The 23,141-nt window shown below is 40.5% G+C and carries 25 protein-coding genes and 1 other annotated feature; of the genes, 17 read left to right on the top strand and 8 right to left on the bottom strand.

Features of this window, described 5'->3' with window-relative positions; translation table 11 throughout:
* Positions 1-64: 64 nt before the first annotated feature.
* Both PBAT_RS02720 and PBAT_RS24605 read right to left on the bottom strand, forming a co-directional pair.
* A complete protein-coding gene (locus PBAT_RS02720; protein WP_068646273.1) occupies positions 65-295 on the bottom strand; it encodes a hypothetical protein in 231 nt (76 codons plus the stop codon).
* On the bottom strand, positions 292-462 hold the full coding sequence (locus PBAT_RS24605; RefSeq protein ID WP_084402780.1) for a YycC family protein: 171 nt from the start codon (positions 460-462) through the stop codon (positions 292-294). The genes PBAT_RS02720 and PBAT_RS24605 overlap by 4 nt, the downstream gene beginning before the upstream one ends.
* A gap of 125 nt (positions 463-587) precedes the next feature.
* On the opposite strand from PBAT_RS24605, the gene PBAT_RS02715 reads away from it, so the two are divergent.
* Positions 588-2,390: a M3 family oligoendopeptidase gene (locus tag PBAT_RS02715; RefSeq protein ID WP_068646271.1), complete on the top strand. Its 1,803-nt coding sequence runs from the start codon at positions 588-590 to the stop codon at positions 2,388-2,390.
* 252 nt (positions 2,391-2,642) lie between these two features.
* Positions 2,643-3,047 carry an O-methyltransferase gene (locus tag PBAT_RS02710; protein ID WP_068646269.1) on the top strand — a complete coding sequence of 135 codons (405 nt, stop codon included), beginning with the start codon at positions 2,643-2,645 and terminating at the stop codon, positions 3,045-3,047.
* A gap of 102 nt (positions 3,048-3,149) precedes the next feature.
* Here PBAT_RS02710 and PBAT_RS02705 read toward each other — a convergent pair whose 3' ends face one another.
* Positions 3,150-3,389, bottom strand: a complete 240-nt coding sequence (locus tag PBAT_RS02705; protein ID WP_068646268.1) for an alpha/beta-type small acid-soluble spore protein — start codon at positions 3,387-3,389, stop codon at positions 3,150-3,152.
* Positions 3,390-3,520: 131 nt separating this feature from the next.
* Positions 3,521-4,492, bottom strand: a complete 972-nt coding sequence (locus PBAT_RS02700) for an aldose 1-epimerase (RefSeq protein WP_068646266.1) — start codon at positions 4,490-4,492, stop codon at positions 3,521-3,523.
* A 137-nt stretch (positions 4,493-4,629) separates the two neighbouring features.
* Positions 4,630-4,882: a binding site (T-box leader), on the top strand.
* A 50-nt stretch (positions 4,883-4,932) separates the two neighbouring features.
* Between PBAT_RS02700 and trpS the strand changes: the two genes are divergently transcribed.
* Positions 4,933-5,928, top strand: a complete 996-nt coding sequence (trpS, locus tag PBAT_RS02695; protein WP_246168307.1) for a tryptophan--tRNA ligase — start codon at positions 4,933-4,935, stop codon at positions 5,926-5,928.
* Here the strand turns inward: trpS and PBAT_RS02690 are convergent.
* Positions 5,925-6,110 (bottom strand): hypothetical protein, encoded by a 186-nt coding sequence (locus PBAT_RS02690; protein ID WP_068646261.1) that lies wholly within the window; start codon positions 6,108-6,110, stop codon positions 5,925-5,927. The genes trpS and PBAT_RS02690 overlap by 4 nt on opposite strands.
* Before the next feature lie 118 nt (positions 6,111-6,228).
* On the opposite strand from PBAT_RS02690, the gene PBAT_RS02685 reads away from it, so the two are divergent.
* Positions 6,229-6,444: an alpha/beta-type small acid-soluble spore protein gene (locus PBAT_RS02685; RefSeq protein ID WP_068646259.1), complete on the top strand. Its 216-nt coding sequence runs from the start codon at positions 6,229-6,231 to the stop codon at positions 6,442-6,444.
* Between the two features lie 176 nt (positions 6,445-6,620).
* Here PBAT_RS02685 and PBAT_RS02680 read toward each other — a convergent pair whose 3' ends face one another.
* Positions 6,621-7,610, bottom strand: coding sequence for a metal-dependent hydrolase (locus PBAT_RS02680; protein ID WP_068646258.1), 990 nt, complete (start codon positions 7,608-7,610; stop codon positions 6,621-6,623).
* A 213-nt stretch (positions 7,611-7,823) separates the two neighbouring features.
* Here PBAT_RS02680 and cyoE point away from each other — a divergent pair, with 213 nt between their 5' ends.
* Positions 7,824-8,759: a heme o synthase gene (cyoE, locus tag PBAT_RS02675; RefSeq protein WP_068646256.1), complete on the top strand. Its 936-nt coding sequence runs from the start codon at positions 7,824-7,826 to the stop codon at positions 8,757-8,759.
* A gap of 60 nt (positions 8,760-8,819) precedes the next feature.
* Positions 8,820-9,437: an SCO family protein gene (locus tag PBAT_RS02670; RefSeq protein WP_068646393.1), complete on the top strand. Its 618-nt coding sequence runs from the start codon at positions 8,820-8,822 to the stop codon at positions 9,435-9,437.
* An 80-nt stretch (positions 9,438-9,517) separates the two neighbouring features.
* Here PBAT_RS02670 and PBAT_RS02665 read toward each other — a convergent pair whose 3' ends face one another.
* Together PBAT_RS02665 and PBAT_RS02660 are read right to left on the bottom strand one after the other, a co-directional pair.
* Positions 9,518-9,868, bottom strand: a complete 351-nt coding sequence (locus PBAT_RS02665) for a toprim domain-containing protein (RefSeq protein WP_068646254.1) — start codon at positions 9,866-9,868, stop codon at positions 9,518-9,520.
* Positions 9,869-10,294: 426 nt separating this feature from the next.
* Entirely contained in the window at positions 10,295-11,476 is a 1,182-nt protein-coding gene (locus PBAT_RS02660) for an MFS transporter (RefSeq protein ID WP_068646252.1), read from the bottom strand.
* A gap of 218 nt (positions 11,477-11,694) precedes the next feature.
* Between PBAT_RS02660 and PBAT_RS02655 the strand changes: the two genes are divergently transcribed.
* The 11 genes from PBAT_RS02655 to PBAT_RS02605 all read left to right on the top strand — a co-directional run bounded on the left by PBAT_RS02655 (position 11,695) and on the right by PBAT_RS02605 (position 23,134).
* Entirely contained in the window at positions 11,695-12,147 is a 453-nt protein-coding gene (locus PBAT_RS02655) for a hypothetical protein (protein ID WP_068582047.1), read from the top strand.
* Between the two features lie 41 nt (positions 12,148-12,188).
* Positions 12,189-13,340, top strand: a complete 1,152-nt coding sequence (locus PBAT_RS02650) for a transglutaminase domain-containing protein (RefSeq protein WP_068646250.1) — start codon at positions 12,189-12,191, stop codon at positions 13,338-13,340.
* A gap of 289 nt (positions 13,341-13,629) precedes the next feature.
* The gene (locus PBAT_RS02645; protein ID WP_068646248.1) at positions 13,630-15,036 is read left to right on the top strand and encodes an ABC transporter substrate-binding protein; all 1,407 of its coding nucleotides are present in this window, start codon (positions 13,630-13,632) and stop codon (positions 15,034-15,036) included.
* Positions 15,037-15,127: 91 nt separating this feature from the next.
* On the top strand, positions 15,128-16,018 hold the full coding sequence (locus tag PBAT_RS02640; RefSeq protein ID WP_068646246.1) for a carbohydrate ABC transporter permease: 891 nt from the start codon (positions 15,128-15,130) through the stop codon (positions 16,016-16,018).
* Between the two features lie 104 nt (positions 16,019-16,122).
* Complete coding sequence (locus tag PBAT_RS02635) at positions 16,123-16,956, top strand: carbohydrate ABC transporter permease (protein ID WP_068646244.1); 834 nt, start codon at positions 16,123-16,125, stop codon at positions 16,954-16,956.
* A gap of 164 nt (positions 16,957-17,120) precedes the next feature.
* Entirely contained in the window at positions 17,121-17,630 is a 510-nt protein-coding gene (locus PBAT_RS02630; protein WP_068646242.1) for a sigma-70 family RNA polymerase sigma factor, read from the top strand.
* Between the two features lie 16 nt (positions 17,631-17,646).
* Entirely contained in the window at positions 17,647-18,801 is a 1,155-nt protein-coding gene (locus PBAT_RS02625) for an anti-sigma factor (RefSeq protein WP_169810077.1), read from the top strand.
* A gap of 106 nt (positions 18,802-18,907) precedes the next feature.
* Positions 18,908-19,204: a hypothetical protein gene (locus PBAT_RS02620; RefSeq protein ID WP_068646240.1), complete on the top strand. Its 297-nt coding sequence runs from the start codon at positions 18,908-18,910 to the stop codon at positions 19,202-19,204.
* A 159-nt stretch (positions 19,205-19,363) separates the two neighbouring features.
* Positions 19,364-20,773: a deoxyguanosinetriphosphate triphosphohydrolase family protein gene (locus PBAT_RS02615; RefSeq protein ID WP_068646237.1), complete on the top strand. Its 1,410-nt coding sequence runs from the start codon at positions 19,364-19,366 to the stop codon at positions 20,771-20,773.
* A gap of 187 nt (positions 20,774-20,960) precedes the next feature.
* Complete coding sequence (locus PBAT_RS02610; RefSeq protein WP_068646235.1) at positions 20,961-21,353, top strand: hypothetical protein; 393 nt, start codon at positions 20,961-20,963, stop codon at positions 21,351-21,353.
* A 17-nt stretch (positions 21,354-21,370) separates the two neighbouring features.
* On the top strand, positions 21,371-23,134 hold the full coding sequence (locus PBAT_RS02605) for an ABC transporter ATP-binding protein (protein ID WP_068646233.1): 1,764 nt from the start codon (positions 21,371-21,373) through the stop codon (positions 23,132-23,134).
* Positions 23,135-23,141: the final 7 nt, after the last annotated feature.

Below are 23,141 nucleotides of genomic sequence, written 5' to 3'. Positions count from 1 at the left end.
GGGATAGCACAAAGCCAATTCGTTCATCTCTAAACGTGGTTACTTTCAAATCTTAGGTGATATATTAACGGATCGGTTGATCACACAATAAATAATCTGAGTCGGTATCAATGATGGTTATCTTGTTATGACAACAAGGAAAGACAAGCAGTTTCTTCTTTCCCTCATGAATGATGACGAGTTCTTGTGGTTTCATAGGGATGAGGACATTCGTTTGAGAGCAATAGGGACACCGCTGAACATAAATGTCACCCATTATAATGTCATAGGGCCAAGTGTTTTGGAATGGAATCACGATGGATCCTTCTCAATGGTAGGCTCGGAGGATGTGTCCTCTTTACTTAGTTCAGCAATCTTTTGCAATAAAATATGTTGTGGCATATGCATCAGGTGTTCGATAGGAACGCCTAGTTTTTTGGATAGTGTAATGGCCGTTTCGGCTGAAATTTGTAATGGTCTCATAGTCTGGTCTCCTTCAATATAGGTTTGGTTGTAATACAATCGTATATTATAGTTATAGCGTTTCTCGAACGCCAATTCAAATCATATTACAAAATAAAGACGAAATATGAAAGGGGATTTACGAATTGAAATCTAATTTATCATTAACATGGAATTTAGAGTCGATCTTTCCAGGAGGTTCCTCTTCCAAAGAATTCGCTACATTTTTGCAAACCTTAGAAGTTGATATTAAGCAGGTTCAACAGCAAATCAAGAAAGCGATCGCGCCTACGGATATGGAGGGGACTAAAACATTTGATGCATTTATTACCGAGTTGGCAAGCTGCTATGAGCGAATATCGGAGGCTAGTTCTTTTGTTTCCTGTTTAGGTGCACAGGATCAGCAAGATAAGAAGGCAGTTCAGTTATCGGGTAGTGTGACGAATTTACAAGCTCAGATCATGAGTGTTGATGCTGAATTCGAACATTTACTTCGTAGTACAGATGATGAGACATGGAAGGGATGGATGGAGCGAGAAGACGTACGTGAACTATCATTTGTCTTAAGTGAGAGTCGTGATCGAGCCCGAGAGAAATTAAGTCCCGAACTTGAAAGTCTGGCGCTTGATTTGGCTGTTGACGGTTATCATGGTTTGGGAGATTTCTACGATACGATTGTCAGTCATATTCAAATTCCATTTGAAGAAGACGGTACGACAGTGATGTTATCGGCAGGTCAAGCTTCGAATAAACTGCATGATCCAAATCGCGATACGAGAGAGACCATGTTGACCAAATGGGAAGATACATGGACAGATGCAGAGGACTATTGTGCAGATACATTGAATCACTTAGCAGGATTCAGACTTAAATTATATGAGCGTCGTGGTTGGGATGGAATACTTAAAGAGCCCCTAGAGATTAATCGGATGTCGAAACAGACGTTAGATGCCATGTGGAATGTCATTATTGCTAATAAAGCTATTTTTGTAGAGTATTTGAATCGCAAAGCTGCCATTATTGGAGTAGATAAATTAAGTTGGGCTGATGTTGAAGCTCCAATAGGTAATATCTCAAGTAAAATCACCTATCAGGAAGCAGCAGAAAATATTGTGAAGCAGTTCCGCACGTTCAGTCCGAAGTTGGCTGAATTTACAGAGATGGCTTTTGATAAAGAGTGGATTGAAGCAGAAGATCGTTCTGGTAAACGTCCAGGTGGATTTTGTACCTCACTATCTGTGAGTAAAGAAACGCGGATCTTCATGACCTTTGGCGGGACAGCTTCTAATGTATCGACGCTAGCTCATGAGCTTGGGCACGGGTATCACCAACATCTTATGAAAGATCTGCATATGTTTAATCAAAATTACGCAATGAACGTAGCTGAAACAGCTTCAACATTTGCAGAAATGATCGTAGCGGATGCATTGGTTAAGGCCTCCACAGATCCACAGGAGAAACTTGCTTTACTTGAAGAGAAAATACAGAACAGTATTGCATTCTTTATGAATATTCATTCGAGATTCTTATTTGAAACTCGCTTTTATGATAAGCGGAAGAACGGACTTGTTAGTGCACAGGAATTAAGTGAACTTATGGAAGAAGCACAAGAAGAAGCTTTCTGTGGAGCGCTTTCGTCTTATCATCCACATTTTTGGGCTTCTAAGCTTCATTTCTATATCACAGGTGTTCCGTTCTATAACTTCCCGTACACATTCGGATATATGTTTAGTACAGGGCTCTATGTACGTGCACAGCAGGAAGGAGCAACGTTTGCGGATAAATATGATCGTTTATTACAGGATACAGGTGTAATGACAGTAGAAGATTTAGCGCTTAAACATCTTAATGTAGATTTGGAAGGTCCTGAATTCTGGCAGAGTGCGATGGATTTGTGTGTTGCTGATGTGAAAGAGTTCATGGAATTGACGAAAAATCTGGTAATTTAAGGTAAAATAGAATATTAAGTAGAAAAAAGATGAAGATTCCCGAAATGGGGATCTTTTTTGTTGAAAAACAAAGGGTAAATTTTGTCGTATTTAGATGTATTATGACTAATGATGGAAAATAAAATGTGGGAATTGCGCAATAATTAGGAATAAATACCCAATTATGTTTGAATTTGTTGAATCGTCCTTCGAGACGATTTATAATGAGTCATAAGCCCTATGTCATGGGTGAAATTAGGGGGAGAAGGTCAGATGATAAGAATTGATCAATTATCGTTGCCGAGGCAGATGGACATGGTTTTTAAAGAGGTAGAACAAGAATTAGCTGGATTAACTGCGGGCACATTATTTGTACAAATACGCAACAATGCAGTTGGCAAATTTGGAATTCGTCACAATCCTATTGCAGGACGAAATGGACAATTTACTTTCTCCGAAGAAGGTCTATCTGCTGTACACCAACTATCCTTTCGAAACATGGCTATAGAAAGTCTGAAATACAAGCATCATTGGACACATGGCGAGATTACTTATGATTTCATGATACGTCAGGGTATTATCATGGTAGATGCTGTTCTCGAATCCAATTATAACATGGCAAATTTGATGATCCGTTATCCTCGTCAAAGCTATCATGAAGCTTCATCGGACTTATAATCTTAATATTATTAATTTATTATTAAACAACAAAGAAAGGCGACCTTGATAGCAAGGCCGCCTTTTTAATCATTTAGTTTGAATATCATTTGAAGAGCAAGATTATGAGTTGGAACGACCTGATAATTGTTGCTCAGCCAATTGTACTAGACGTTTAGTGATATACCCACCCAAAGAACCAGTTTCACGGGATGTGTAGTTTCCATAGTAACCATCTTGAGGAATTTGAACGCCTAGCTCTTGTGCTGCTTCCATTTTCAATTGATGTAGAGCAGCTGTCGCTTGAGGGACTACCAAGTTGTTGGAACGACTACCTCGACCTTGTTGACCTGCTTGACCCATGTGTTTCACCTCCTTTGTACTTAATGAGGTTATTATGGATCAAAACAATTAATATCATACAGGAAAATAGGTAGTCTAGAAGTGGTAATTATTGCTTTTAGAACGAGCTACTGCAATGAATGGAGCAAATATTAAGAACGGTGTATTGACTCAAGATAAAGCTGTGTTTCAAAGGTTTGTTGCGGTTCAAGTCGGATTAACCCAGTGAATTCTGGTCCTTGTGGAAGATTAGGAGCATTGGGTAACCAAGTGTACGGTTCTATACACAGGAATTCTTCTGCTTCTCCCTTAGTGTAGAGAACCCAATGTTTGAAATAACGATCATCTGCAACATATCTAAGTCCGTAACCATCTTTATGAGACAATACGGCTTCTACAGGTTGCCCTTCGCCGATTCGAAATAGCGTATCAAGATTAGTGCCTGCTAAATTAAGACCCACATTGAGATCTTCTAGAGAACCTAAGGGGGCTAATCCTCCGGAAGGAATTAATGCTTCATCGAGTTCGTAAATAGACTCAACAGGTACTTTCAATGTCCAATCTTGAGGTTGTCCATTCAATAAGAACCATGAATGAAATCCAAGGCCAACTGGAAAAGCATGTTCACCTAGATTTGTTACTTTTAATTGCTGAGTAAAACGCGATCCTTGTAATTTGAAAATAACTTGGAACTTAAGAGGGGTTGGTGATTGAGCCATCCATTGACTATCATCACTTGATAAGAATTCAGTTGTGATTGAACAACCATCCTCATCCTCTTCAATATCACTTACACACCAACTCTGAGTCTTATGCAATCCGTGGATGTGGTTATCATTTGCTGTGTTTCGATTGAATTGATAATCCACGCCGTCATAACTGAATTGCCCATTACGAAGTCTACCTGGAGGGAACAATAGAGGAATCCCGAAATGGTAAGGTTTCAGTAAATAGAAATCAAGATCTTGTTCATCAGGTTCTCTGAGTATATGTCGCTCTTCATGCTTGTCCCAGATGGCAATAACATTATTACCAAGTCTCGGAAGTAAGGTGATTTGAAGGTCGCTACTATGAAGGATGTACGTGTCATAACCATTCCAGGTTCCTTTGGTTAATTGTTTCATTGGTTAAGCTCCTTTGCCAGTTATAATCTGAAAGAATCTATTGTCATCATAACAGATTAATTATAATTTGGTAAAAATGAGTTTGACAATCATAGGCCTTCGGTCTTATCATTGCATTTAAGTATTTCATTAAAATCATGAACACGATGATAGGGACAAGTAAGCTAGACGGATGACCTTCAGAAAGCCGGTGGTTGATGCGAACCGGTGGAGCCGATGTGCCGAATGGACCCTTGAGTGCCGAGTTGAACGGGAATGGTAAGTTCCTTAATAGGCAGGCCGTATTTTCCACGTTACGGGAATTAAGGTCGTAAGTGTATTGTTGTTTCATTAGAACAATCAGCTTTTTTACGATAAATAAGGGTGGCACCACGGTCTCACGTCCCTTGCGGATGTGGGCCTTTTTCTGTTGTTTTATTTATTATTTAGGAGGGGTTAAATTGAAAAAAAGAGTACTTTCAGGCATACAACCTAGTGGACGGTTAACGTTAGGGAATTATATCGGTGCAATGAAGAATTTCGTGAAGTTACAGGATCTTCATCAATGTTATTTCATGGTTGCTGATCTGCATGCAATTACGGTGCCACAAGAACCAGAGACACTGCGCGATCTTTCGGAAGCTAATGCGGCCTTATTTATTGCTGCAGGGATTGATCCTGCTAAATCGAATGTGTTCTTGCAGTCAGCTGTACCACAGCATGCGGAACTAGGATGGTTATTAACTACATTAACAACTATGGGTGAGTTGGAACGGATGACTCAGTTTAAGGATAAGTCGAATGGAAAAGAATCCATTGGGGCAGGTTTGTTTGTATATCCGTCACTGATGGCTGCAGATATCCTACTCTATAACGCCGATCTAGTTCCAGTAGGTGATGATCAGAAGCAGCATTTGGAACTGACGCGTGATCTAGCAGGACGTTTCAATAGTCGCTTTGGAAAATACTTTACGGCTCCTGAACCTTACATTCCAGAAGTTGGAGCACGGATCATGTCTCTAGACGACGGTACTAAAAAGATGAGCAAGAGTAGTGCTGTCCCAGGTAGTTTCATTGCACTATTAGATGAACCTGATGTTATTCGTAAAAAGATCAGCAGAGCTACAACGGATTCTGGTGCAGAAGTAAGATATGATGTGGTAAACAAACCTGAGGTAAGCAATCTGATGAGTATTTACTCTCAATGTTCAGATATGTCTCTTGAAGACATTCGAGTGAAATATGAAGGTAAAATGTATGGTGGTTTTAAAAAGGATCTTGCTGAAGTTATTGTTGCTACACTAGAGCCATTACAAAATCGCTATTATGACATTCGATCCTCAGGTGAAATTCGAGACATCCTAGCTCAAGGAGCGCAGAATGCCAGTGAAATTGCAACGCAAACGTTGGATGAAGTGAAGCAACGCATGGGTTTCCTGTCTTCAAAGAAACATTAGTTAGAACTCTTAAGGGATGCTCTTCTTTGTTTGGCTTTGATAACAAAACCCCATCCAATATTACAAATACCGATGAGGGTTAATAGTAAAGCGATCCATCCTGAATATGTAATAGCGATAGCTGCTACAGCTAGGATAATGATTGAGGACGCTGCGAACCATAATGATAGACCTTTATTCATGTCAAAAACCTCCAGTGTTTATTTAGGGAATTAAAGAATAATGTCTCACGATGTAGCCATACTAAGCTTGCAAGCTTGCACTTCATTACAGAAACAGAAGTGAAAGGAGATTATTATTATGGCACAAGGACAATCAAGTTCCAACAATCTCGTGGTTCCTCAGGCAAGAGCAGCGCTACAACAACTTAAAATGGAGGCTGCTCAAGAACTCGGTGTTACGATTCCGCAGGATGGCTATTATGGTAACTATACTTCACGAGAAGTAGGTTCTCTCGGAGGGTATATTACGAAACGCTTAGTCCAAATAGCAGAACAATCTCTATCGGGTAAATAAATGTTCACCGTACGTAACGCATCGATTGATATATGAATTCCATTGTGAAAGCCTAGAGCGATTGCTCTAGGTTTTTTAGCATATGTTTATTGTGGCATCGCATAAAAAGGATACCGCCTTTGTATAGGCGGTAACATCCTTCTACTTGTATATTAGACTCGGGTGTATTCCTCTTGTCAAGAAGAATAATCAATGGACAAGCGTTCATTCATCTTTTCTTCGCTAAGCCATCCAATATATGAACTGATCGGCGTGAAATGGTTGTCCATAACGACTACAGCTACAAAAGGATACTGCGTTCGGTGAAGATAACGTACATCGACCCATCGAACAACATAACCATTCATAATTATTTCTACATCTGCTACAGCAAAAGAAGTGAAATAAAGGAAAGCTTTCACGTTAGCGTGCTCTTTAGAGTGCACAACTGCCGGATGATTTGAAGAGATTACAGATTGTTGACTCCATTGTAGATCGCTACGGTTCACTCTTCCAATGTCATAACTTCCGTCAGAACGTAATTTGACCAGATGCCATTGCCGCAGATACACCGTAGGGAGCACATAATATTTATCACCTTCAAGATAACTGGGGTCCAGTCGTGCGACTTCCGCTGTTTTTAGGAAATGAACAATGGTTCTCCAAGCATAATAACAGATAGTCACACTATACAGAATTGTGAATAGAGGTGCAGGTTGTACCATTCCAAGAACCCATAGCAAGATTGCGGTTAAGTGAGTTCCGAATATGAATGGATCAAAAATGTGAATAATATTCCATGAAATCCATCGTTCAGTAAAGGGGCGAAATGCCTGTGTACCATACGTATTAAACATATCACTAAATACATGAACGCATACAGCTATACCGGTCCACAAGCCTAAGTGGAGCACAGATACATCGCGAAATACCAATGTAATGACCGCAGTAATGAGAACGGTCCATAGAAGTAAAAAGGGAAGGGAATGTGTAATCCCCCTGTGATTACGAATATATACAGCATTATTCTTCAAACGAAGGACGCCATCGATATCTGGAGCTTGTGATGCAATGACAGTTCCGAAAGCTACAGCAATTGCAAGAGAAGGGCTTGCTGCGACAGCAGGATCGATATGCGCTAAGCCTGCGAGGGTGATTCCCATAACTAGATGTGTGCCTGTATCCATATGCAATCTCTCCTTTGTGATAACCTTACTATATAGTAAATACCCAATTCTTAGTCATTCTATCGGATAGTGCAGTGACAAATGTCATCAAATTGTCAAATTGAAAGTTAAATAGCACTGATTGTCGAATACTTTTTACTTCGTATATGATAAACTTTATAGCAGAGGATTTTTATGTTCTCTTTAACACAGAAAAGAGGAGGAACTTTAGGCGTGGAAAATCATATAAGTTATCCAGTTTCTTCGGATTCCGTAGCGATTTCTGAAAATAAGAAACCATCTAACGAATCAGGAACCTGGAGAGATTTCTATAATATAACGAAACCAGGTATTATTCGCTCCAACTTAATCGCTGCTTTTGCAGGATTTTGGGTAGCATCCCAATGGGATTTTCAATATGGAAAAATGATCATGACCCTACTGGGTACCATTTTAGTGATGGCATCCTCATGTGTATTTAATAACTACTTTGACCGGGAACTTGATTTGAAAATGGAACGGACGCGTGACCGCTCGTTGCCAATGGGTCGATTGAAGCCTACAGTTGTACTGTGGTATGCGATCATATTAGGAATCTTAGGCCTAACGGTACTATTTGCATTCTCAGGAGTCCTTGCTGGGTTGTTCGGTATTGTAGGTATGGCCGTCTACGTATTGATCTATACACTCTGGCTTAAGCGCTCATCGACATGGAGTACATCTGTTGGTGCGATTTCAGGAGCTATGCCACCAGTTATTGGTTATGTTGCTGTCACAGGCAAAGTAGATATGGGAGCTGTATTGTTATTTGCGTTATTATTTCTATGGCAGCCTCCGCACTTCTGGGCACTAGGGATACGTCGTGTAGAAGAGTATCGAGCAGCAGGCTATCCATTACTGCCTGTAGTTAAGGGGATCAAACGCACTAAGATCCAAATGATTCCTTATCTTATTGCTCTGATTCCAGTACCCATCCTAATGTATGTGTATGGATACGCGGGTATTTATTACATGGTTATTTCACTGGTGTTGTCCTTGGTTTGGCTTTATCTTTCTTTACAAGGCTTCAAAGCGAAGAATGATGAGGTTTGGGCTAAGAAAGTATTCTTATTTTCTATTAACTACTTAACATTGAGTCTTATTATTTTAATCATCAACACAACACATTAGATTGTGCAATGATAATCCTAGTGAAATATGGTTGAGCGAAAGAGGGGTTTTGTGTTTCTCATGCAAACGTTAAAACGTTATAAATGGACATGGATTTCTATCATTATCATTTTGATCTTCGCAGCATATTTATTGGTTTCATCCTTAGGGCTAGGTAAAGATAAGTGGCCTGTTATTGGAACGGTTCAGGATTTCTCATTGGAAAATGTTGATAAGAAGACGGTCACGCTTGAAGATACTACGGGCAAGGTGAGATTGTTTTACTTCTTTTTTACCAGCTGTCCTGATGTATGCCCGATTACGACCTTTATGCTTAGCCAAGCACAGAAGAAGTTGGTGGAAGACGGAACATTTGGTGAAGATGTTGAGTTTGTCTCCATTTCATTTGATCCTGAAGTGGATACGGTAGATAAGATCAAGGCGTTCGGGGATAAGTTCAAAGTAGATTATAATGGCTGGTACTTCCTGCGGGGAGATAAGAAACAGATATGGGATTTAGCAGAGAAATCATTTAAAACGATGATTATAGGCGATAAAGATGGTAACTATTCGCACGCTAATCTCATTGCTTTGGTGGATCGGAATAATCAGGTTCGTAACTTGTATAACGCGAATGACCCGGAAGATGTCTCGGTGGATACACTAGTTAATGATATAAAGGATCTTGCAAAAGAGTAACTGAACATACCTTTACATAGGAATCCTCATACTTACCCCTGGGTAGGTATGAGGATTTTTTTGTATATGAATGTCACCCCTCAAAAGCTATCGGGTATGTTTGAATAGATGATGAATTCATGAAGTGATGCTTTTTCCAATTGCGCAATGAGATACTCATCAGGCGTACCCTCAACCCCTGCATAACCACGGCGTGTATACATATGAGCAGCATCAGGTAAAGAATCACGCAAAACACCACGTATTTTCTTTCCTGAACTATCATTGTCCATAAAAAGATATACTTCATCGTCTTGTACCTTGTTAAGTAAGGACTCCAACTTCAAGGAGTTCAAAGTACCGAATGTACACAGAATGCTTACATCAGGCATAAGTAGGCGTCTCAGCTTACTGCGATCGTTCTTTCCTTCGACAATAATATATATAGACATAGCTGGTTCACCTCATGACGAGAGGAGAGATTCCTCAGAATTCCCCGGGAAATGTTAGAATGAATCGTACGGGTAATCCTAGTGTATCTTTTTTTACGAGTTACATGCAAAACAGAAGATATAGGTCCCCCATAGTATGGCGGACCCAGATATTGCTTTTATAAAATGATTAACAAAAGAATGGGAATGTACGCAAAATGATGACTAATAATATAAAAAGAACTAGAATCATTCCTGTCGTACTCCCTCCAACACAAGGAGCGACAGCGATCGGTAGGGGTTGTGGTACGGGAGGACAACAGTGATTAAAATGGCTCATTATAATTCACCTCGCTTTCCTTCGTAGTTGTTTACCACACAGTATCCTATGTGTAGGGGGGCAAAGGGATTGTGTAATGGCCTATCCGAAGTTGTTTGTACTTTTGCCTATAGAACCTTAGGGTTGCTGTGTGGATAACGTGTTGCAATGGTCTGACGAGGAATAGGCAACATCATCAATCCAACCATTAATAGTAGAAAAGCAATAAAATAGGGTGAAAGATGACCACGAAGCTGTCCAGCTGTAACTGGCCCAATGAACGAACCTAGGGACATAGCGATGGATTGGAAAGAGAATACTCGGCCTAATTGACCGCCTCCACTAAGTTTGATGAATAATAAGGCCATGGCAGGGAAAATAATCCCTTTCGATGCACCTAACACAAAAAGGATGTAGACTAAAGGGATTCCTGGTAATGCTGCTAGAGTGAAGAAACAACAAGCCATGATCATAATTCCACTAACGACTCGTTTTACAGGAGAGTAACGATTGAGAAAGAACAAACATAGCGTAAGAAGTGCGCCTACACTAATTATTGAGAATAGAATACCTGTGGACATGATTCCCGATATCCCTGTATTCCGGAGGGGAAGCTCAAAGAAAAGAATACCTTGTGCAAAGGCCACGACGAATGGAAGCGTGAAGTAGCGCCAAGAGATTGGAGCAGGTTGTGTCTGTGAGAGTGGATCGGATAGAAGTGTATGATCCCTTATTCCATCTTTGGGCGCAGATTTCAACATGGATGCCGACGAAGGAACCATGAAGATAGCCATCACACCAGTGGCGATTAGCAACCATCCAAGACTCTGAAAAGTCCCCGAATATCCTGCATTAGCGACAATAAACGCACCTGCGGCAGGTGAAATGACCGAGGCTAGAGTGTGTATAACTCCATGTCCTGACATGTATTTCCCTTGAGTGACAGGGTCTTGAGATAGTGAGGCCAGAAGGGCTAGACAAGCTGGCGATAGAAAGGCTAGTACAAAACCGCTGAGAGAACGTAATACCAGCAGTTGCCAAGGGAACTGAACATATGATTGGAGAAGAAGGATAACACCTGCAGATAGAAGACTGAAGATGATGTAACGACGGCTCCCATGGCGATCGATCACCTTCCCTGCAATGATATTGCCAGGGAGATGCGTAAGTGCATAAATACCCATCATCCATCCAATAAAGACGGGAGCTGCTCCAATGGAAATGGCAAATGGGGTAAGAATAGGATACTGGGCATGGAGATCAAAAAAGGCCAAGAAAAGAAATAGATAGAGCCAAAAAGCCGTTTTCACATCATCACTCCTTTTAAGCATATTGTTAAATGACGTCGATAACCAACCGCTTATCCCTATCTACTACTTGTACGTTGAAACAGACCTGCATATACCTTTTTTTATGAAAGTAGGGTTAAGCTTACAGGTTATCTGGGAATCATGTATAATTAAGAAATGACTCTCTATTAAATAGATGGTCGTAAGTTAGCTTAGTCGATGGGAGTGTATTAAATTAAATGAACGTACAGGTATGGACTGACTTTTTGCAACAAAATTGGCTAGTGATTGTCATCGCGCTCGTTGTGCTCTTTGTCGTTCTTAATCTAGTTAAGACCATGGTGAAATGGGTACTTGCAATTGTGATTGTGGCAGGGCTGCTTATTTATAGTGGTATCTCTCTGGATAAGATCGGAGAAGTTGTTACAACAATAAAAGATGAGACCGTAGATACGGTTAAAAGCGAAGCTATGAATATGATGTTAAAAGAAGCTAAAGATGCAAAGTATACAAAGAACGCTGATGGGAGCTATGCCGTAACGACACCTAATGTGAGTCTGAAAGGTGAGACTGGAACTGAAACGGTAGAGGTTACTTTCAAAGGGGTTCCTTTGGGAGAATGGAAAGTAAATGATACCATCATTACATTCATTGAGAGTGCGCAGAGTAACGGATCAACCACATCTAAGTAAGTAGTCCATCCCTGCATATAAATAAAGGGGAGATCAATAACGTGTTCTACACATGGTTTCAAAGTTTACAAGATTTCAATATAGTCACTATATTCCTAGTGTGTATTTTAGGGATATCGTTATTCCAAGGCTGGCGTAGGGGAGCATCCAATTCGGCAGGTAGATTGTTTACGCTGCTGTGTGGCGTTATCCTTACGCTCCTTGGATTGGCGATATCCGTTCCTTTTACCATATGGTTATCATCTCGTTTGCAGTTGTGGCTAGTAGATTATGCTACGAAATTGCCCAACAGAGACTTGAATGGGTGGGAACAGGCCTATTATACGTTTATGACGTCCATGGCAGATTTCCCGTTAATGCGCTTTGCCGTGTTGTTTATTATTATTTATTCATTGATTCGATTATTGTTCAATGTCCTCATCTCTTTGATATTTGGTAGAAGGATGTCGTTGTTCTCTAGTCGCCACAAAAATCCAGCTAACCTACTGAGTCGTCTAGCGGGTCTCGCGATTGGCGGAATAATGGGTATGACTCGTTGCATTCTCGTTGTAGCATTTCTGTTCATATTCGTTACGCTATATCCCAACCAGACCTTTAGTCATTATGTTGAGGATTCACCAATCTATCAAGATGGCGCGAAGATGATTATTGAACCACTATCGGGGAATCTGGTGAAAGAAAAACTTCCAGTGTTTACGAAGGCCGTAGAGAAAGAGCTAGGTGGTATTCTTCAGCGTAAATATGACTTGATTGACCGGTCTATTCCGGCTGATATTGAGCAAGCAGCTGAGAAGATTGCTGGTCAAGCTAAGGGTGAGGAAAAGAAGGCACGTCTATTATATGACTGGGTAGGCTCGCGTATTTCTTATGATAATCGTAAAGTGGATGACTATGAACAAAAGGGCATATGGCATGAACAGACACCACAGAATACCTTTGACACGAAACTTGGCGTATGTATAGATTATGCTAGATTATATGCTGTCATGGCACGATCACAAGGCCTCAAGGTCAAAGTGGTCACTGGACTTGGGTACAACGGACAAGGTGGCTATGGACCTCACGCATGGAATGAAGTTTTTTTGACGGATGAGAACAAATGGATTCCTCTTGACCCGACTTGGGCTAAAAGTGGGAATTGGTTTAATCCTCCTCAATTTGCACAGACGCATGTTAAGGAACAGACATTATAGTAACATGATTGAAATATATGGAATATTGAAGAGGATTTCCTTTAATAAGGGAATTCTCTTTTTTTGTTTTTTAAGGAATAATGATTTTTTTTTGCATGTTGATGAAGCTGCAAACCCATAGGTAGTAGTATGTGAGGGGAATAAGGAATATCGGTTGATGCTTGGGCTATTAAATAGTTTGAATAAAGATATCGTTATATCAATATGTTAAATAACACTCAAAGAAAGCGCATACAAAAGTAGACGTCATAGTCTGATTAACTGCAAGCAAAACAAGGGAGGGAAATTCATGGGGAACGGTAAAAGAAAGTTGTTACTCATCACAACTACTTTATTGTGTGCATCGTTGTTATTTGGTTGTACAAATAACAAGGAGAAAACAACAGATACTGGTGATGCAGGAACAGGGAAGAACAGTACTCAGACAACTAAGAAAACCATCACGATTACTTATAGAGATGACGGAATTGGTGAGGAGGGCGTGTTCTATAAATGGATTAAGGAAGTATCGGCCAGTTATCCGAACAAGGATGTAGAAATTAAGCCAACGCCGATTCAAGCATCCGAAGGAGATTATTTCGCAAAGATCGCTTTAGCACTGAAATCCAAGGATACGGCGCCAGATATCGTAACGGAAGACACGTTTATATTGAATTCTGACGCAAGTGCAGGATTTCTTGAACCCCTAGATGAGCGATTAAAGGGTTGGGAAGATTGGACGAATGGTTCCTTTATTGAAGCCATGAAAAAAGGGGTTACAGCGAGTGATGGGAAGGTATACGGTATTCCCTATAATACCGATTCCAGAGGACTCTGGTATAACAAAGAGATATTTAAACAAGCAGGTCTTCCGGAAGATTGGCAACCAAAGTCATGGGATGATGTCTTAAAGACAGCAAGAACAATCAAGGAAAAGGCTGGTCAGGATATCGTTCCGATCTGGATGAACATGGGCAAGGCTACAGGAGAAGCTACATCCATGCAGACCTACGAAATGTTGCTCTATGGAACAGGGGATAGACTCTATGATGATGCAAGTGGCAAGTGGATTATTAAAAGTCAGGGGATATTGGATGCACTGAGCTTTATTGAGAGTGTTAACAAAGAAAAACTAGGTCCACCCTTATCTAAAGTATTGAACGGGCAAGCAGGAAATACGTCTTCTCGTGAATACTTACCTAAAGGCAAGCTAGCCATCTCACTTGATGGTTCATGGATTACGGGTAATTATTTCGAGAATGGTGCGGCACCTTGGCCGGAGTATAAAGACGTGTTAGGGTTTGCGCCAATGCCAACAAACAAAGGTCAAGAACCGGGATCGATCACATTAGCTGGAGGTTGGGCATTATCGGTTCCTAGCAATGCGCAGCACAAAGACGAGGCATTTGATTTCATCAAATATGCACTCAATAAAGAGAATACTCAGAAACTTGTTATTGCATCTGGAAATATAACGGTCCGTGCAGATGTTGCGAAGGATCCAGGTTATACCAAATTGCCGTTCAATGAAATTGCGACGGAATATTTAAAGAATGCTGAATTTAGACCAGCACAAGATAAATACCCTGAAGTGTCTACACAAATACAAACCATGGTTGAATCTGTCGCTACGGGTATGTCTCCAGCGGATGCGATGAAAAAATACGCTCAGGACGTAACAAGAATTGCTGGCAACGATCATGTGATGGAAAAATAATAGCGGAAATCTTGCTCAAGCAGACCTAGTGAGTAGGCGTGCTTGGGCGAGAAGTTTTTTCTGATCTTCATGTACGGGAGGAGAACGATGCATGAGTAGTGTGACAGTTGATGTTTCCTATAAGAAAAGAAAAACATATACATGGCTATATTTTTTGCTTCCTTCGATAGCCATTATGCTCGTGTTTTTTATATATCCTATTTTGTTAACATTTTATTATTCCTTCACGAATCTTGCGTTAACTGGAGAAGCTGCAAAGGAACTGAAATTTATTGGATTTGATAACTATATTCGTATGTTCGAAGACCCGACGGTTAGAGTCAGCATATGGAATACACTAATATTCCTGATTGGTTCTGCTGTTATTGGTCAACAAGTGTTGGGATTTCTTATTGCTCTCTTGATGAAGCATAAGAATAAGATGTTTCGACGCGTCATCGGGACGATTGTGTTAGCAGGTTGGGTAACCCCTGAAATAGTATGTGCGTTATGTCTATATAGTTTTTTCGGAGATGACGGCACCCTGAATGCCATCATTGCATTCTTTGGTATACCGGAAGTTACTTGGTTGTATACCGTTCCTATGATTACCATCATACTTGCGAACATTTGGCATGGTACGGCATTTTCTATGCTTATATTCCAAGCTGCACTAGATGATGTGCCGAGTGAGATTGAAGAAGCAGCAGTTGTAGATGGGGCATCTAAATGGCAAATTCTCACGAAGATCATCATCCCATATATTAAAGATACTATTACAACGAATATGATGCTCGTTACTCTGCAGACGCTAGGGGTATTCGGACTGATCTATGCGATGACCGGTGGAGGACCAGGAACTTCAACCACAACATTGCCGATCTTTATGTATAATCAAGCCTTTGTCAATTATCAATTAGGCTATGGGACTGCAATATCCTTATTGCTATTACTTATTGGTATTATCCTGAGTTTGTTCTATATTCGTTCAATGAAAGAGTGAAACTGAAGTAACGCTCACAAAACTAAAGTTTATGCTTCCGTAGCGAGTTTTGTTAGAAGAATAATCGTTGAAGTAACGCTCACAAAACTTTGAGGAGAATTCATATGAATACGAAACAACGTTTAATCATTTATCGAATTATGCCGTATTTGATTCTGGCTGTGATCGGAATCTGTTTCTTACTACCTCTTCTATGGGTTTTTGTCGCATCTATTGATTCGAATGCGATGCAATCACTTAAAGTTCCTAGTCGTATTACCGGGGCCAACTATGTTGATGTGATTACAAATAGTGTGAATCAACGTGCATTTATCATTGGTCTTATTATGTCCGTTGGCCAAGCTGTTATCGTTGTTATATTAGCATTACTTGCCGCGTATCCTTTGTCACGTTATCAATTGAAATATAAGAAGTCATTCATGTTGACCATTTTATTTATGACTTCTTTGCCGATTACAGCCGTTATGGTACCTGTCTATCAATTGTTCTTAAGTATCAAATTATATGACAACATCGTGGGGGTCATTTTATTCTTTGTCGCATCATCTATGCCATATGGTATTTGGATGCTGAAAAACTTCATGGATGCAGTACCAAGTGATTTGGAAGAAGCAGCATGGATCGATGGGGCATCTGTCTTAGTTGGCATTCGAACGGTCGTCGCACCGTTGATGGTTCCTGGTATTTGTACGGTGGCCATCTTTACATTCTCCGGAAGTTGGGGTAACTTTTTTGTCCCCTATATTCTATTGCAAACCCCTGAGAACTTCCCAGCTTCTTTGAAGCTATACCAATTCTTCGGTCAATATGGTATGGCGGATTACGGTAAATTAGCCGCGTTTTCTGTGCTATATGCGATTCCTTCCGTAATTATGTATATCCTCTCTCAGCAGTATATGTCCAAGGGGTTCGGACTGCAGGGTGGGATGAAAGGATAGGAATCTCAATTATGTTGACTGTGATAATTGTCAGTGAAAGAAGAACTTCACCCTGTACGAGAGGGGGGAAGTTCTTCTTTTTATTTGAACAATTTACAGATCCAATTGTAAGGTGTTGTAACTTTTCTGAATTTCGTACGTTGATAGGGGTGAGGGGAGATAATATGAAACCCAGCACATTAGATGAAGTGTATAGGAAATATATGATGGATGTTTACCGCTACTTACGGTTGCTTTGCCATGACGATGCGACAGCAGAAGATTTGGTTCAGGAGACTTTTTATCGCGCTTATATCCATTTGGAGAATTATAAAGATGAGAACGTAAAACCATGGTTATTCAGAGTGGCTTATAACGCTTTTATCGATATGTTGAGAAAAGAAAGTCGTAGCGTAGTGCGGGATAATACGTTTTTTCACGGATTGGCAGACTCATCAGCTTCACGTCCAGAAGCACTAACTTTACTTAAAGAGACTATGGAAGAGGTTGAAGAATGGATTTCAGCCTTACCGGACCTACAGCAACAGGCAATCTTATTATTTGATATGAACCAATTTAGTTATCAGGAAGCTGCGAATATTATGGGTGTGACTTTATCTCATTTTAAAATATTGCTGTTTCGGGCTAGGCAAGGATTGAGGAGGAATCGCGAAAGGAGTGATGAAGTTGAGTGAGGAATTCAAGCGAAAGATGAAAAGCTATATGGAGGGTACGTTACCAGAAGAGGAGCGTATCGTGATGGAGAGTGAGCTTGAGAAGATGGAACTCTACCAATCATATATGGAAGAAATGATGGGAGATGGGGAAAAGACTGACATTAAACTTCGACAATGGCATTCAGATTCACCCCGTTTGAATGAAGCGAGGATTCTACGAAAAGGTAAATGGAAAGCACGATTGAGCACAGCTTTCACGCTGATCAGTATGTTTCTGGTCTTTACGGTGATAACTTCCATCGGTACAATGGTATTCTATCAATGGGGTGAACCTGATCGTGGGGAACAATATCGAGATGTCGTTATCTCTACAGTGAGGGTTACCCAGCCCAATATGGATCTGAATTTGAGTAGTAATGCAGGACCTTATGTGGGGATGCAACTTACGGGAGAGATTAAGAAGCAGGTTGGTGCAGCTCGTCTTGCCATCGGAGAATTTACAGGCTCATTCTTTTTTAATTTTTTACGCACATATGATTTTGCATGGAATAAGCAGGGACAATATAATAACGTGATATTTCAGCTACCTGAATCTGAAGGCTTCAATAGTGATGCTGACTGGACCCGGCTGAATAAGCTACCTGAGGGGACGGTAGCCGAAGCCTATGTGTCCTATCATAAATACTTTACAACAGATGAGTTGTTAGCTCAGTTCAAAGACAAGAACCTGGAAGCTGTTTGGTTTGCTGTAGATGTTGGGAACAATAACAAATTCGATCATAACAACGGAGTTATTACCCAGCCTATTGGTTTTCCTAGCAGTCCTATTTGGCATTCAGATGATATGACGGTTACGGATATCTCAGAGAGTAAGGAAGGGTGGGGTATGAAGGTAACGATGCGCTCAGCAACCGCTCCATCTGTTGATACGAATGGGGATGGTGATCTTCGTAACGCTAATTTCATCAAAACATTAAAGTTAATCCAACAATATCCATCGATTACGAAGCGATTGGCACCTTTTCATGATATTGAAGGTGCGATATCATATGTTGAAGAACACGGCATTCGAATATTTGGTGCTGTCGTCACGGGGCCTACGAAAGAATTACTGAAGTTAAAGGATGATCCACTTGTATCCGGCATACGTATAGGTGAAGTTACACTCTGGGATTGGACCGATAAATAAGTTTCAGGGACATGGTGGAATGAAAGAATTAAGGATGATCCTCTTGCTTCTGGAATATCTATAATAGTTATTTAATGAAGCTTCATGAAAATAGGAGGTGTTCTAGATGAAGAATAAAAAGTTCTGGATTCTCATGCCGTTAATGTTACTCCTTATCATCTCCTTAACGGGATGTGTCCCTGGGGATGGGAAGAATTCCGTCGACGATCCTGCAGGATTCTTCTGGGGAGTATGGCATGGATGGATTGCACCCATCTCATTAATTATTGGCTTCTTTAAGGAGGATATTCGCATCTACGAAATCTATAATAGTGGTTGGTGGTATGACTTAGGATTTTATATTGCTATTATTAGCGGATTTGGCGGTATTTCTCTATCAAGACGTAAAGAAAAGTGTAAGTGAAATTAGTGTATTTACTATAGAAAGGATATGCCTACCCTGCAATGTGAAGACGAGGGTAGGCATTTTTTTATGCACATTGCACAAAAACGCTTATAATAGAGCATTATAATGATATATAGCAAATACGAAATGGATGACGGAGTAAGGAGAGACTCAAATATGACACTCAAAGAGAAAAGAGAACATCGGCAATATCCCGAACAAACGAAGGTAGATGCTTCACGTGCTACCTACGAACGAGATTATTCTAGACTCATACACTCTCCGACGTTTCGAAGACTTCAAGGGAAATCACAAGTGTTTGGCGCCGGAACAGGTGATTATTATCGAACGAGGTTGACGCATTCGCTTGAAGTTGCACAAATAGCCCGTGAGGCCTCAAGAAGTCTGCTACGCTCCTATCCAGAGGTTACGCTTGAAATGGCAGATAATCCAGGCCTTGTTATCGATCCTGAAGTGGTTGAATGCGCATCTATTGCACATGACTTTGGACATCCGCCGTTTGGGCATAAAGGAGAAGAGGTGCTGGATGGCATCCTCGAGCGTTTTATTGATGAGAAAGTAAAGGTTGCAACCGAGGGCAGACACGTCTCGCCAGAACAGCTTATGAAGGTTCGTAGTGGATTTGAGAAGCAATATGAACACTTCGAGGGCAATGCACATAATTTCCGGTTAATCATGTTCCTTGAGAAAAGAGAGAATGTGGACGGTCTAAATCTATCGGATGCGGTATTGCTGGGCATAAACAAATATCCATTTCCAGGTACTGAACTTAAAAAGGGATTATATCAGCATGAATGGCAATATATTTCGGAGATTCGAAATAGTTGGGGAATTCCGTATGGTAAGAAGACGTTGGAAGCTCAATTAATGGATTTATGCGATGATATTGCGTATTCATCCCATGACTTAGAAGATGGAATTAAAGCGGGGAAGATAGAGGTACACGAGCATTTCTTATTTGAGCCCTATATTATTCGGTTAATTGTAGAGAAGATTACGACACTTGAGGATTCTTTCTGGGATGGTATGGAGAAAGAACAGATACAGCCGAAGGTGGAAGAAGTGCTGTCTTCATTTCTACAAGTATGGAAAGAGAAAATGCCGTTATGTGAGAATGATTATTCACGTACAAGACGTGAAGTGAAAGCGTATTGGGTAAGTTATTTCGTAAGTAATCTAGGTGTTATAGCCGATGGTAATTGGAAGAAAGCAACATTTGTGAAGGACAATGCAGAGAACGAGGACATGCTTCGAACCGTTAGTGTACTAAAGAGTTTTGCGTGGGTCACGATGATTAAGGACTTGCGGGTACAACGTTTGCAAAAAAGAAGCGAATGGATCATCAAGCGACTCTGGGATGCGTTCTTAGATCCGGAAGTATCTAAGTCGATTATTCCTTCAGACTGGTTACAACGATATGAGAAAGATCAGCTGAAAGATCAACCGATGTGGACATGGGAGCATATGGTGATTGATTATATCGCGGGCATGACAGATGCTTTTGCAGAGAAGATATACAATGAATTGTATGGGTTGAAGGTAGGTTCGATCTACGACTTGGATTAAGGATAGGTTAATAGTAGATATAATTTAGTTAATAATGTGCGAAGAGGGATATTGTCCGCTATATGGATGGTATCCTTTTTTTATTTTAAAAAATAGATGGATATTTTAGGAACTTTATATTACAATAACATCCATAGGGATGGTTATTGGATGCTATATGGATGTTAATTGAACAGGGGGAATTATGATGTCGGAATTAGAAAAAGTTACGATCAACTTAGGGGCAGTGGATTTAGGTCAGATTGATTTATTGGTGGAGGAAGGGTTTTATTCGAATCGGACAGATTTTATTCGCCAGTCTATACGGCAACAGCTTATCGTTCATTCTGGAGAGATAAAACAAACAACAACATACAAATATAGTGCGTTAGGTGTGTTTAAATATTCTTTAGATGAACTAGAAGAGTTACAACGGGGAAATAAGAAATTGGAACTTAAAGTGATTGGTACGCTAATCATTGATCAGAATGTCCCTCTTGCCTTAGTACAAGAAACATTCAAGAGCGTTAAAGTATTCGGAATTATTAAAGCAAGAACAGACATCAAGAATTATTTGCAGACCTTACGTGATCTTTCCTAAGAAAAGAGGAATTCGTGATGAGTCAAAGTAAGACGATGAACAGGTTATTCTTTTATATGAAAAGACAACGGCTACTTTATACGGGTCTGACGTTCACGATGTTATTAGGTGTCGCCTTAGATTTATGGATAGCTTGGTTCTTATCGAGTGTGACCAATGCTGCATCAGCAGGAGAAATGGAGCGTTGGCCATTCTTCATCGGGTTAGGTACAGTCGTACTACTCTTCATAGGATTAAATTCTTACTTAGATCATTATTGGAAAACGAAAGTATCTGTGAACATCCGAAAGGACATGCGTAATGATACGATGGAGCAATTACTTAAGGTGAGTGTTCCATACCGGGATGATAACCATTCAGGAGAATTATTATCTCGTATAACAACTGATAATCAAGCGGTTGGGGATGGGTGTGGGCATACGCTCATGTCTTTAATTAAGAATCCTATTCTAATTATGGCCTCCTTCGTATATCTGCTTCTCATTCATTGGCAGTTAGCATTAATCTGTCTAGCCATTGGACCTTTGACGGTATTGATCGGTGGCATATTTGGTAAATTAATGAGATCGAATACAGGGAAACTACAGGAAACGTTAGGACATATGTCAGCTTTTCTACAGGATGTACTGGGTGGGGTAGCAGTGTATAAGACTTTTGGTTTAGAGCGTAAGTTGCTGCGTAAATTCAGTCGACACAATGCTACGATAGTTCAATTGGAGACAAATGGAGGCAAGGTTGAAGGTGCAGCGACTTCAGTCTCCGAGGTTTTTGGAAATCTAACTTTTTTGATCGCCATATTAGTTGCTGCATTTTGGGTTGCTAAAGGTTCCTTAGAGGTTGGTGCGATGTTAGCATTCATTCAATTGATGAATTATTTAGTAGGACCGTTTATGCAATTGCCGGGCCAGTGGGCTTCATTTCAAGGCTCACTCGGGCGTGCAGATCGTATATTTTCTTTACTGGATGCACCAACGGAAGTTGAAAATTTACCTGAAGAAGGATACGCGAATAAGGTGTTTAGTAGTTTGACGATGAGTGATGTTATCTTTCAATATTCAAGTTCCAGTATTCCAGTCCTTGATTCTGTATGTTTTCATGCTACCGGCGGTGAGGTTGTTGCCGTTGTGGGAGCAAGTGGAGGGGGCAAGTCGACTTTATTCAAATTGTTACTTGGATTCTATCCTATAACAACAGGCAAGATATCTATTGATGGTATCAATATTGCGGAAATGTCCTTACATGAATTGAGAGGTTACTTCGCATATGTTCCTCAAGAGAACCATCTCTTCACGGGCACCATACGAGATAATATTGCAGATGGAAAGGCCGATGCGTCAGAGGATGAAATTATAAATGCGGCTCGTAGCGCTAATGCTTATGACTTCATTATGGGAATGGAGGAAGGGTTAGATACACAAGTTGGAGAACGGGGAACTCGTCTGTCAGGTGGACAGAAACAACGGATTTCTATTGCTCGAGCCATTTTGAGAAACGCACCTGTATTATTGCTTGATGAGGCTACGGCCGCACTTGATAACGAAAGTGAACGTCTTGTTCAGGATGCGCTGTTGAAGTTGATGGCAGGACGCACGACGTTAGTCATTGCACACAGGTTGTCTACCATTACACATGCAGATCGAATTCTTGTGATGGAGAACGGCAGGATTGTGGAAAGTGGTCATCATACAGAACTCATGCGACAGAGAGAAAGGTACTATCAACTCTATACAACTCAATTGCAAAAAGAAGTAAATCATCAAGAGATGCTTGAACAAGATTAGCTGAATC

It is taken from the genome of Paenibacillus antarcticus, assembly GCF_001637225.1.
GTDB lineage: Bacteria > Bacillota > Bacilli > Paenibacillales > Paenibacillaceae > Paenibacillus_AQ > Paenibacillus_AQ antarcticus.
The sequence above is the reverse complement of the archived record's forward strand: the minus strand, read 5'-3'. Positions and strand labels throughout refer to the sequence as shown.